The 12,216-nt window shown below is 58.1% G+C and carries 10 protein-coding genes and 1 tRNA gene; 2 read left to right on the forward strand and 9 right to left on the reverse strand.

All coding sequences use genetic code 11. The features are described from left to right. Nucleotides 1–28 precede the first annotated feature (28 nt). Entirely contained in the window at nt 29–631 is a 603-nt protein-coding gene (locus CWM53_RS15060; protein WP_100730000.1) for a short chain dehydrogenase, read from the reverse strand. Nucleotides 632–728: 97 nt separating this feature from the next. Here CWM53_RS15060 and CWM53_RS15065 point away from each other — a divergent pair, with 97 nt between their 5' ends. Continuing rightward, entirely contained in the window at nt 729–1,640 is a 912-nt protein-coding gene (locus tag CWM53_RS15065) for a LysR family transcriptional regulator (protein ID WP_061153316.1), read from the forward strand. Here CWM53_RS15065 and CWM53_RS15070 read toward each other — a convergent pair whose 3' ends face one another. The 4 genes from CWM53_RS15070 to CWM53_RS15090 all read right to left on the reverse strand — a co-directional run bounded on the left by CWM53_RS15070 (nt 1,641) and on the right by CWM53_RS15090 (nt 5,588). Beyond that, on the reverse strand, nt 1,641–2,789 hold the full coding sequence (locus CWM53_RS15070) for a trans-sulfuration enzyme family protein (RefSeq protein ID WP_100729999.1): 1,149 nt from the start codon (nt 2,787–2,789) through the stop codon (nt 1,641–1,643). 10 nt (nt 2,790–2,799) lie between these two features. Next, nucleotides 2,800–4,176: a pyridoxal-phosphate dependent enzyme gene (locus tag CWM53_RS15075; protein WP_165785082.1), complete on the reverse strand. Its 1,377-nt coding sequence runs from the start codon at nt 4,174–4,176 to the stop codon at nt 2,800–2,802. A gap of 517 nt (nt 4,177–4,693) precedes the next feature. Beyond that, nucleotides 4,694–4,769: transfer RNA gene (locus CWM53_RS15085), tRNA-Phe, on the reverse strand. A gap of 105 nt (nt 4,770–4,874) precedes the next feature. Then, nucleotides 4,875–5,588, reverse strand: coding sequence for a DUF554 domain-containing protein (locus CWM53_RS15090; RefSeq protein ID WP_100697085.1), 714 nt, complete (start codon nt 5,586–5,588; stop codon nt 4,875–4,877). 419 nt (nt 5,589–6,007) lie between these two features. Between CWM53_RS15090 and CWM53_RS15100 the strand changes: the two genes are divergently transcribed. Further along, the gene (locus CWM53_RS15100) at nt 6,008–8,146 is read left to right on the forward strand and encodes an ornithine decarboxylase (RefSeq protein ID WP_061153322.1); all 2,139 of its coding nucleotides are present in this window, start codon (nt 6,008–6,010) and stop codon (nt 8,144–8,146) included. Between the two features lie 111 nt (nt 8,147–8,257). Here the strand turns inward: CWM53_RS15100 and CWM53_RS15105 are convergent, their stop codons facing one another. The 4 genes from CWM53_RS15105 to mutY form a co-directional block, all read right to left on the reverse strand. Next, entirely contained in the window at nt 8,258–9,511 is a 1,254-nt protein-coding gene (locus CWM53_RS15105) for a nucleoside permease (RefSeq protein ID WP_100729998.1), read from the reverse strand. A gap of 191 nt (nt 9,512–9,702) precedes the next feature. Further along, a complete protein-coding gene (gene mltC / locus CWM53_RS15110) occupies nt 9,703–10,785 on the reverse strand; it encodes a membrane-bound lytic murein transglycosylase MltC (protein WP_061153324.1) in 1,083 nt (360 codons plus the stop codon). 48 nt (nt 10,786–10,833) lie between these two features. Continuing rightward, entirely contained in the window at nt 10,834–11,109 is a 276-nt protein-coding gene (locus CWM53_RS15115; RefSeq protein ID WP_004105744.1) for an oxidative damage protection protein, read from the reverse strand. 27 nt (nt 11,110–11,136) lie between these two features. Continuing rightward, nucleotides 11,137–12,195, reverse strand: coding sequence for an A/G-specific adenine glycosylase (mutY, locus tag CWM53_RS15120; protein ID WP_061153325.1), 1,059 nt, complete (start codon nt 12,193–12,195; stop codon nt 11,137–11,139). Nucleotides 12,196–12,216 lie beyond the last annotated feature (21 nt).

Genomic DNA, 12,216 nt, shown 5'->3' on the forward strand with positions numbered 1-12,216 from the left:
AGCGCCGGCCCCGGCGGGCCGGCACAGGCTAGTAGCCGACCGGGTAGATGCGGCCGGTCTGAACGCCTTCAATGCTGCGACGATAGACATGCGCCACGGCGGCGGCGGGGACGCTGGCAAAGCCCGGGAAAAAGTCGCCGTAGGCCGCCAGCGACTCGCTGAGCACGGTGGGGCTAATGAGATTGATGCGGATCCCGCGCGGCAGTTCGCAGGCGGCGGCGCGCACAAAGCCTTCCAGACCGGCGTTGACCGTCGTGGCATTGACCCCCTGAGCAATGGGCTCCTGGGCGACAATACCGCTGACCAGGGTAATCGACCCGCCGTCACGCAGGAAATGCTGCCCGATCAGCGCCAGGCGAATTTGCCCCAACAGTTTGTCCTGCAGCCCGAGGTTGAACTGGCTGTCGGTCATGGTGCTTAACGGCCCAAAGTGCAGATTGCCGGTGGTGGAGACAATCGCATCTACTTCACCCGTTTGGGCAAATAGCGCCTCGACGCTCTCCTGCGAGGTGATATCCACCTGATAATCTCCCCGGGTGCGGCCGACGCGGATAACGTCATGTCTCTGGCTCAACTCTTCGCTGACCGCGCGACCGATGGTGCCGCTGGCACCGATAACGATAATTTTCATGGCTGTCTCCTGATGAGGTGAGAGGCTATTCTTTAATAAAACGAATATCGGATAAACTGGCTAAAAGTTAGAACATTACTAACCAGAGGTTAGCAATATGGATAAGCTGCGAGGGATGGAGACGTTTATTGCCGTGGTGGAGTGCGGCAGCTTTACCGGGGCAGCGTCGCGCCTGGGGCTGTCGGCGGTGATGGTCGGGAAATATATCGCCCAGCTGGAAAGCCAGCTGGCGACGCGTCTGCTGGAGCGTAACACCCGACGCCAGAGCCTCACCGACGCCGGGCGGGTCTATTTTGACGAAGCGAAACGGGTGATGGAGCAGGTCTCCATCGCCGAAAGCGCGGTCGAGCGGCTGCGGCTGGCGCCCGCCGGCACTCTGCGGGTGAGCGCCCCCACCTCGTTTGGCGCCAGCGTGATCGCGCCCCTGACCGCCACCTTCCTGCAGGCCTGGCCTGCGGTCCGGGTGGAACTGGATCTGACTAACCGGATGGTCGATCTGGTGGATGAGGGGGTCGATCTGGCGATCCGCATTGGCGAGATCCATCAGGAGGATCTGGTGGCCCGCTATCTGGCGCCGTATCGGATGGTGATCTGCGCCGCGCCGGCTTATCTGGCGCGTTACGGGACCCCCGGGACGCCAGAGGATCTCGCCGATCATCTCTGCCTGTCCCATACGGTCTGGACCGCCCGCAACGAGTGGCGGCTGCCGGGCATGGAGGGGGAAGTGCGCTGGAAACGCGATGCGATTTTACGCTGCAATGATGGTTACGCGCTGCGCCAGGCGGCAATCGCCGGGGCCGGGCTGCTGATGCAGCCGGAGGTGCTGCTGGCCGATGCGCTGGCCAGCGGCAGCCTGGTGCGGGTGCTGGAGGCCTGGACCCCGCAGCCGAGACCCGTGCATCTGCTCTGGCGCCAGGATCGTCGGCCCCTGCCGAAGCTGACGCAGTTTATCGCCCACCTTCAGCAGGGAATGGCCGACGCGCTGACCCCGAGCCGCGCGTCGGAATAATCACTCTTCCCGCAGCGCCTGCTGCCAGTCGGCAATCAGATCGTTGGGATCTTCGATCCCCACCGACAGGCGGATCAACTGCGGCGTGATGCCGTTCGCCAGACGTTTCTCCAGCGGGATCGAGGCATGGGTCATGCTGAAGGGCTGGCTCACCAGACTCTCCACGCCGCCCAGGCTCTCCGCAAGCGTAAACCAGCGCAGCTTGCTGATGATGCGCTCGGCGTAACCATCATCGCCCTTCACCACCACCGAAATCATGCCGCCGGGCAGCGCCATTTGCTGGCGCGCCAACTGATGATGCGGGTGCGAGGTCAGCCAGGGGAACCAGACTCGCTCCACTTCCGGCTGCTGTTCCAGCCATTCGGCGAGCTGCAGCGCGTTCGCGCTGTGGCGCTCCATCCGCAGCGCCAGGGTACGGATACCACGTAGCGTCAGGAAGCTGCTGAACGGGTCGAGTACACCGCCTACCGCATTCTGCAGATAGCCAAGCTTTTCCGCGAGCTCGGAGTTATCGCCAACCACCGCCAGGCCGGCGACGACATCGGAATGGCCGTTGAGGTACTTGGTCGCGGAGTGCACCACAATATCAAATCCATGCTCCAGCGGGCGATGGATCGCCGGCGAGGCGAAGGTGTTATCGGCGACGCTGATCAGGTTATGGCGTCGCGCGATGGCGGCGATGGCGCTGAGATCCGCCAGCTTCAGCAGCGGGTTGGTGGGCGTTTCCACCCAGATCATGCGCGTATCGGGGCGGATCGCCGCCTCAATCCCCTTCAGGTCGTCGGGTTTCACCCAGCTCACCTGCAGACCAGCGCTACGGCGGCGAACGTTTTCCAGCAGGCGGTAAGTGCCGCCATACACATCATCGACCGCCACCAGGTGACTGTCCTTATCCAGCAGCTCCAGCACGGTGGAGATGGCGGCCAGCCCGGAGGCGAACGCGTAGCCGCGCGTGCCGTTTTCCAGGTCGGCGATCGCCGTCTCCAGCGCGTGGCGGGTAGGGTTCCCACTGCGGGAATATTCATAGCCGGTATGCTGCCCCGGCGCCGGCTGAGCAAAAGTGGAGGTAGCATAAATCGGCGGCATCACTGCGCCGTGGCTGTCGGTGAAGGTTCCGCTATGTACGCTCAGGGTGTGGATAGATGACATAAAAAATTCCTTATTGTGCAAGTCGGTTACGCCAGGCGGTCAGTACATCGCTACGGGTGACCAGACCAAGAAAACGTGCGTTATCTGTGATCACCGCTACCAGGCCGCGATCGAAAATGGCCTGCAGCGCGCTCTCGGGCGCCTGCTTATCGAGGGTTTCAACATGGCGGCTCATCGCTTCGCTGACCGGCAGGGAGAAGCGTTGGCGATCGCCCTGTACGTGGCGGATCAAATCCCACTCATCGACGATGCCAACGACGCGACCATCCTGCAGCACCGGCAGTTGGGAGATGTCATACAACCGCATGCGGGCAAAGACCGCGGCCAGGGTGTCGTCCGGCGCGGCGGTGACGGTGGCGCCTTCATCATGACGCAGGGCGATAAAATCACTGAGATCGCCCTGTTCGGGCCGGGCGATCAGTCCTTGCTGGCGCATCCAGTCGTCGTTGAACATTTTTGACAGGTATTTATTGCCGCTATCGCAGGCGAAGGTCACCACCCGTTTCGGACGGCTTTGTGCCCGGCAGTAGCGCAGCGCGGCACTGAGCAAGGTGCCGGTGGAGGAGCCGGCCAGCACGCCCTCGACCTGCAGCAGCTGACGCGCAGTCTGGAACGCTTCGCGGTCGCTGACGCGATACGCGGTATGCACCCCCTCCAGCCTGGCCAGCGGCGGGATAAAATCTTCGCCGATCCCTTCGACCAGCCAGGATCCCGTTTCGCCATAGCGACCGGTATCAACCTGATCGGCAAGGATCGAACCCGCCGGATCGGCGAGAATAAATTCCGTTTTTGGCGAGTGTTTAGCAAACCAGGCCTGAAGCCCGCCCAGCGTGCCGCCGGAGCCGACGCCGACAACGACGACGTCAATGTCGCCCTCCAGCTGCTGATAAAGCTCCGGCGCAGTGGAGGTGGCATGGGCCAGCGGATTGGCGTCGTTATTAAACTGGTCGATATAAAAGGCGCCCGGCGTTTCATCGGCAAGGCGGCGGGCATAATCCTGATAATAGGCCGGGTGGCCTTTATTGACGTCGGAACGGGTGAGCAGCACCGTCGCGCCCAGCGCCCGCAGGTGAAAGATTTTCTCGCGGCTCATTTTGTCCGGCACCACCAGGATCAGCCGGTAATTTTTCTGCGCCGCGATCAGCGCCAGCCCGAGGCCGGTGTTGCCGGCGGTGGCTTCGATTATCGTTCCTCCGGGCGCCAGTTTTCCCTGGCGCTCGGCTTCATTAATCATCGACAGCGCAACCCGGTCTTTAATTGATCCACCCGGGTTCTGATTTTCCAGTTTTAAAAACAGACTGCAGGGGCCGGTATCCAGTTTGTGCAACTGGAGCAGGGGAGTATGACCGATCAGGTCGCTCACGGAATGAAACAGTGACATAACCATTTACCCACTCGTTTAAGATATTTTTGCATGGTAGAGCTGTGAAAACGGTAATTTAAAGAACATTTCTCTGTCTTTTAGCGTCAAATGGAATATAAGATGCTATTTGGCCATCTGGAGGGAAAGCAGGGTAGCCACCTGGGCGGATCGATTTCCAGAAAAGGGCGTTTTTAGCCGCTTTTAGCGATAAAATGGCGATTTGAATCAGCGTGTTATCTGATATCTGAAAATGTATTTTCGAAAAGATTCTATGGGGAACAGGCCTTAATGGCACAGAGGATACGGCGTGGTAGAAACCCACGGATAGAGGGCGCAGAAAAGCAAAAACCCGCCTTTTGGGCGGGTTCTTTAAATAGTGGTGCCCGGACTCGGACTAACGCCGCAGGCGTTGAACAGCGCGCTTGTCGCGTTGGCCCCGAAGGGGTGAGCCGCTGTGCGGCGAATAATCGAACGGAGTTCGATGGAGAGTCCGGTCGCAGAAAAGCAAAAACCCAGCCATAGGCTGGGTTCTCTGAATAAGTGGTGCCCGGACTCGGAATCGAACCAAGGACACGGGGATTTTCAATCCCCTGCTCTACCGACTGAGCTATCCGGGCAACGGGGCGCATTAAACCGTAATCGCCGCGCCTCGTCAACGAAATTTATCTGTTTTGCAGCAGACTGAACAATCTATCACCACATTGCGCTAAAAGCACGCGTCTTCAGGCAAAAAACAGCGTCCAGGCCGCTGAAATTGGCATCGCCAGCACCAGCGCAGGCAGCATATTCACCACGGCAAACATTTTTATCCCGCAGATGCGCAGCCCGGTGGCCACCAGCAGCATACCGCCGACGGCGCTGAAATCCGCCAGCATCATCGGCGTGGTGAGCGGCATAATAATCGCCGCGCAGGCTGCAAGAGTCAGCTGGATGAGCAGCATCGGCACGCTGATGGCGGCGACGGCAATGCCCAGGGTGCAGGCGAAAATGGTGGCGGTGAAAAAGTCGAGAAACGCTTTGGCAATCAGAATGCTGGCGTCGCCAGTCATCCCTTCGCGCATGGCGCCGAAGACGCCGGTGCCGCTGGCGCAGAACAGGACGATAATCGCCACATAGCTCTGAATATAAGAGTCATGAGCCGAGGCCTTTTTCTTGCCTTTCGCTGACATCAACTGCTGGAGCTTACTGACCAGCGTATTGATGCCTTTTTCCATATTGCATATTTCGCCGAGCAGCGTCCCCACCAGGGTCGACAGCACCATCACTGGCAGATTGTCGCACTTAATGACCAGTAAAATGCCGATGCCTAATGACGCCAGGCCAAAAATTGAGGTCATTGATGTGCGGATCCGCTCCGGCAACCGTTGACTGAGCAAGGCGCCCAGCACGCCGCCGACCAGCACCGCGCTGGCGTTAATAAAAGGTCCTGTAACCACGCTGACTCCTGTTAAATATCCCTGATAACCGCATTATTATGACGTTAACCCGCCGTGAAAGCTTGTGTATCCGTGATATAAGTGCATACGGTTTTCATCTTGCGCCTGTTCGGGAAAGGTGCCATGATTGCGCGAATTTTCTCCTCCCTGATATGAGGCCGCCGATGACGACACTGCCATTATCTCGCCAGCGACGTCGCGCACAGATGCGCGGGCTGCCTCATCTTGCTACGCTTACCCCTCTGTTCACCATGAGGTGAAGGACACGTATGCTCACTGTAGGGCAACAGTAAGATCGGACGCGTCTGCTTTTACTGATGTCCGGCGGTCGGAGCTGAAATCCGTCAGACCCGGACACATCGTTGGGCAAGGTTTCCTTGTCTGAGATTTTTACACTCCCGATACGGGCATTTGCGCTTATGAAATCCATGCACATTGCCGCCAGCTGCGAGCTGGTCACCCGCTTGTCCACCCATCGTCGCGTTGTGGCGCTGGACAGTACCGATTTTACCGATGTGGCGGCCGTCGTCATCACTGCGGCTGACAGTCGCAGCGGCATCCTTGCCCTCCTCAGACGCAGCGGATTTAATCTGCCGGTCTACCTGCTGAGTGAGACGGCGGTCGAGAAGCCAGAGGGTGTACAGGCGGTGATCGCCGGTAAAGATCAGGAGTGGCTGGAGCTGGAGGCGGCGGCCTGTGATTATGAAGCGCGTCTGCTGCCGCCGTTTTTCAATACTCTGACCCAGTACGTCGAGATGGATAACAGCACCTTTGCCTGTCCGGGGCATCAGCACGGGGCGTTTTTCAAAAAGCACCCTGCGGGCCGTCAGTTCTATGACTTTTTTGGCGAAAATGTCTTTCGCGCCGATATGTGCAACGCCGACGTGAAATTAGGCGATCTGCTGATCCACGAAGGCTCGGCCAAGCACGCGCAAAAGTTCGCTGCGAAGGTGTTCAATGCGGATAAAACCTACTTCGTCCTCAACGGCACCTCGGCGGCCAACAAAGTCGTGACCAACGCGCTGTTGACCCGCGGCGATCTGGTGCTGTTCGATCGTAACAACCACAAGTCAAACCATCACGGGGCGCTGATTCAGGCGGGAGCGACGCCCGTCTATCTTGAAGCCGCGCGCAATCCGTTCGGCTTTATTGGCGGCATTGACGAGCGCTGCTTTGATGAGCGTTACCTGCGGGATCTCATCCGAGAAGCGGCGCCAGAGAAAGCCAATGCCTCCCGCCCATTTCGTCTGGCGGTGATCCAGCTCGGGACCTACGACGGCACGGTCTATAACGCCCGCCAGGTAGTGGATAAAATCGGCCACCTCTGCGATTACATCCTGTTCGACTCGGCCTGGGTGGGCTATGAGCAGTTTATCCCGATGATGGCCGACTGCTCGCCGCTGCTGCTGGAGCTGACCCCGGACGATCCGGGTATTTTTGTCACCCAGTCCGTGCACAAGCAGCAGGCCGGCTTCTCGCAGACGTCGCAGATCCATAAAAAGGATAACCATCTGCGCGGCCAGGCGCGCTTCTGTCCGCACAAGCGGCTGAATAACGCCTTTATGCTGCATGCCTCCACCAGCCCGTTCTATCCGCTGTTTGCCGCGCTGGACGTCAACGCCAAAATTCATGAAGGCGAGAGCGGCCGCCGCTTGTGGGCCGAGTGCGTGGCGCTGGGCATCGAGGCGCGGAAAGCGATCATCGCTAACTGCAAGATGATCCAGCCCTTTATTCCGCCGGTGGTGGCGGGGCGGCCATGGCAGGATCACCCGACCGAGGCGATCGCCCGGGAGCGCCGCTTCTTCAGCTTTGAACCGGACGCGCGCTGGCATGGTTTTGAGGGCTATGCGGACGACCAGTATTTTGTCGACCCGTGCAAGCTGTTGCTGACCACCCCGGGCATTGACGCTGAGAGTGGGGAGTACAGTGAGTTCGGCATCCCGGCGACCATTCTGGCGCATTATCTGCGTGAAAACGGCATCGTGCCGGAGAAGTGCGATCTCAACTCGATTTTATTCCTGCTGACGCCAGCGGAGAGCGCCGAAAAAATGGCGCAGCTGGTGGCGATGCTGGGACAGTTCGAACAGCATATTGAATCGGATACGCCGCTGGCCGACGTGCTGCCGACCATCTACAACAAATATCCGGTGCGCTATCGCGATTACACCCTCCGCGAGCTGTGCCAGGAGATGCACGATCTGTACGTCAGCTTTGATGTGAAGAGCCTGCAAAAGGAGATGTTCCGTAAACGGAGCTTCCCGCGCGTGGTGATGAATCCGCAGGATGCTAACCGCGAATTTATCCGCGGCAACGTGGAGCTGGTGCGTCTGAGCGAGGCGGAAGGCCGCGTTGCGGCAGAGGGGGCGCTGCCCTATCCGCCAGGGGTATTATGCGTGGTGCCCGGTGAGATCTGGGGCGGGGCGGTACTACGCTATTTCCTCGCGCTGGAGGAGGGCGTCAATATGCTGCCGGGATTCTCGCCGGAGCTGCAGGGGGTCTATAGCGAAACGGATCCAGATGGCATTAAGCGGTTGTACGGGTATGTGTTGAAAGCGTAAACCGCGACCAGGTATTGTGCGCGTATTTTTGCCGGATGGCGGCTGGCGCCTTATCCGGCCTACAAATTCTGTAGGCCCGGTAAGGCGCCAGCCGCCACCGGGCAATGACGATCAGGCGCTCTGGCGCGCGGCGGCAGGCTGTCTGACGTGTTGATACTTGAACAGCGCCACGAAGGCAAAGGCCAGCACCAGCGAATAACCGGCGAAAATCAGCCACACGCTTTGCCAGTCAGTGATCCCCTCGACGGTAAAGTGCTCAACCACTTTGCCGCTCACCATCCCGCCAAGAATACAGCCGAAGCCGTTGGTCATCATCAGGAACATCCCCTGGGCGCTGGCGCGGATTTCCGGACGAACCTCTTTCTCAACGAACACCGAACCGGAGATGTTGAAGAAGTCGAAGGCGCAGCCGTAGACGATCATCGACAGCACCAGTAGTACAGTGCCGAACGGTGTCGGGTCGCCAAAGGCGAACAGGCCGAAGCGTAGCATCCACGCCACAATACTAATCAGCATCACGTTCTTAATGCCGTAGCGGCTGAGGAAGAACGGGATGGTCAGGATAAACAGCGTTTCGGAGATCTGCGAAATCGACATCAGCACTGATGCGTGCTCGACGATAAAGCTGCCGGCAAACAGCGGATCTTTATCGAAGCTATGCAGGAAGGTGTTGCCGAACATATTGGTGATTTGCAGTTCGGCGCCCAGCATCATCGAGAAGATAAAGAAGATTGCCATACGCTTGTTTTTAAACAGCGCAAAGGCGTTCAGGCCGAGCATCTCGGTCCAGCTCTGATTGCGTTGGGCGTTAGCGACCGGAATATGCGGCAGCGTCAGGGTGAACAGCGCCAGGACCACCGACAGGATCGCGCCGATATAGAGCTGCATATGGCTCAGCTCAAAGCCCGAGAAGCTCACGCCCCACATGGCGAAGATAAAGCCGATGGTGCCCCAGATACGAATCGGCGGGAAATCGGTGACGATATCCAGTCCTGCCGACTGCAGGCGGTAGTAGGAGATAGTGTTAATCAGCCCCAGCGTCGGCATATAGGCCAGCGAGTTGAGGAGGATCACGAGGAACATCTCACCCGGCGTGGTGACCTGCGCCGCGAGGTACAGCGTCAGCGCGCCCACCAGGTGGCAAACGGCGTAAACCCATTTAGCGCTGATCCACTTATCGGCGACGATGCCGAGCAGCGTCGGCATCAGCACCGCGGCGATACCGAGCGAGCTATACACTGCGCCGATTGCCGCGCCGTCAAACTTCAGCGTGACAAACATGTATGAGCCAAGCGTGGTCAGCCAGCTCCCCCAAAGGCAGAACTGCAGGAACGACAGTATTTTTAGCTGCAGCTTAAGATTCATGTATTTATCCTCACGAATGTGGGCTTGTTATGTTTATTAAATAACATAACCACCGTTATTTTGATGCGATTCTATCATTCAGGGGTGAGAAGCTTCTGTTAACTGCCGCAGAAAATCGAAAAGATATGACGAAGTATGTCCTATAAAAAAGAGAGGCCCAGTGCGATGTCCGGGCCTGTAAGAGAGGGGCGTTATTTGCGGCGATAGCTTTTCTGCGCAGTGTTAACTTTATACAGATAGCGGCGTGATTCGCCCGACGGGTGACGGGTGGTCAGCGTCTGATAGACATCCCCCGGCGCCATACTGTTAATAATGTTAGCCGCCTGCACTTTATCGCTGGAGAAGACGCGGAGCACGCTGCCGGCGCCGCCGTTATAGGCGGTGATCACCGCGTAGCGACGCGAGGTGGGGTTATCGATGCCAGCGAGATAAACGTTGTTCAGCATCGCCAGATAGGCGGTACCGGTATCAATGTTATTTGCCGGGTCGAACAGATAGCTGCGGCTCGGCAGACCCGATTTACCCTGCGAACGGAAAACGTCTTTCCCGGCGCTGTGCTGGACAACCTGCATCAGCCCCATGGCATCGGCGTGGCTCACCGCATACGGGTTAAACGATGATTCTGTTTGCATAATTGCGAGGATCAGCGACTCATCAACACCGTATTTACGCGAGGCCTGACGTACCATGCCGAGATACTTATGCGCACGTTTGTCGAGGTGGTTCGGTACCAGATTGATGGTGATGCTGTAGATCACGCGCAGGCCGTTGCTGCGGCTCTTCAGACGGGTTTGCAGTAGATAATCGGCATAGCGCGCGGCGCGCCACTCCCAGCGGATGGATTCACCGGTGTTATCGACTACCTGACCATAGAGGAACGGCTCTTTGGAGATCTGAATATCATCGACGTCGGAGTAGAGGTCAATGGAGTTGGGGTCATCGCCCATCAGCAGCGTTTTGATGATCGCCTGACGCAGTCGCCCACGCGGATCGGTGCCCGCGATGGTCTCGACGGTGATCGTCCCGGCATCAAAGTTGATGTGGCTACGGGTTTGATATTGATCGGTGTATTTGACGTAGTCCTTCGGCCCGGCGAGCAGGACTTCGTTATACCCCCAAATGTTCTCGATGTTGTGGGCAAACTGGCCCATCAGGATATCGAATCCGTTCGTGTCCTTGACCCAGGCCTCGTTATATTCGGTGCCTTTTTTATTGGAGCTGGAACACGAAACGAGCAACGGCGCAATCAGCGCGAGCGCTAAGTATTTTTTCATCATTCCGGGCGTGCGTGTTGTGTTTGTTTTTAAAAGGCCACAGGGCCCTTACTGTTTTTCTGGCGGCGTGTAGCCTTCGATATGCACGTCTTTCCCTTCAAACAGGAACTGCACCATCTCCTGCTCCAGCAGCTTGCGGTGCTCCGGGTTCATCATGCTGAGTTTTTTCTCGTTGATCAGCATGGTCTGCTTGTGCTGCCACTGCGCCCAGGCTTCTTTGGAGATTTCGTTGTAAATGCGCTTGCCGAGCTCACCCGGATACAGCTGGAAATCCTGGCCGTCCGCTTCACGCTGCAGGAAAGTACAAAAAATGGTTCTGCTCATAATCAATCCTCTTTGATAGCCGAAAATTTATACCGGCGTTCCGGCTTTTAACTGTTGCAACAAGCGCTCCACGGGGGCCGCCAGTCCGACCGACGGCGGCTGCGCTAAGTTATACCAGAGTGCGTTGCCTTCATCCATGCATGCGCCAGATGAGTGCACTGTAAGCCACATCGGCACAATATCCAGGTGGAAATGGCTGAAAGTGTGGCGAAAGGCGGTTAATTGCGTCAGATTATCGGTCTTTATCTGACGCTGCGCCAGCCACTCGCGCAGCCCGGCTTCGTCTGCAAACTGCGGAAAACAGAATAATCCGCCCCACAAACCCACAGGTGGACGCTGGGAGAGAAACACCTCGTCGCCGTGCTGCATCAGCAGGAAATAGCCGGTGCGTTCCGGGATGATCTGCTTCGGTTTTTTGCCCGGATATTCCGCCCATGAATGGTTCGCATAGGCCACGCAGCCGTTGCTCAACGGGCACAGCTCGCACTTCGGCTTCGAGCGGGTGCAAACCATCGCCCCGAGATCCATCATCGCCTGGTTGAAGCGTTCTACCCCTTGCGCCGGGGTCACCTCTTCGCTGATATCCCACAGCCGTTTTTCGACCTCTTTTTTCCCCGGCCAGCCGCTGACAGCATAGCAGCGGGCGAGCACGCGCTTCACGTTGCCGTCGAGAATCGGATAATGCTGACCGAGCGAAAGCGACAGAATCGCCCCTGCCGTTGAACGCCCGACGCCGGGCAGCGCTGCCACTTCGTCAAAGGTTTGCGGGAAGATGCCGCCATGCTGTGTCGCCACCTGCTGGGCGGCTTTATGCAAGTTGCGCGCCCGCGCGTAGTAGCCGAGACCGGTCCACAGATGCAGCACTTCATCCAGCGGCGCGTTGGCGAGATCCACTACCGTTGGGAAACGCGCCATAAAGCGTTCAAAATACGGGATTACCGTGGTCACCTGGGTTTGTTGCAACATCACTTCGGAGAGCCATACTTTGTAGGGCGTCTTGGCGATTTGCCAGGGCAGGGTTTTACGCCCGTATTTGTCGTACCAGTCCAGAACCTGGGCTGAAAATTGCGCGGCGAGAAAAGTCAAAGCTATGGCTCCGGGATCGCG

Source organism: Klebsiella sp. A-Nf5 (assembly GCF_002810545.1).
GTDB lineage: Bacteria > Pseudomonadota > Gammaproteobacteria > Enterobacterales > Enterobacteriaceae > Klebsiella > Klebsiella variicola.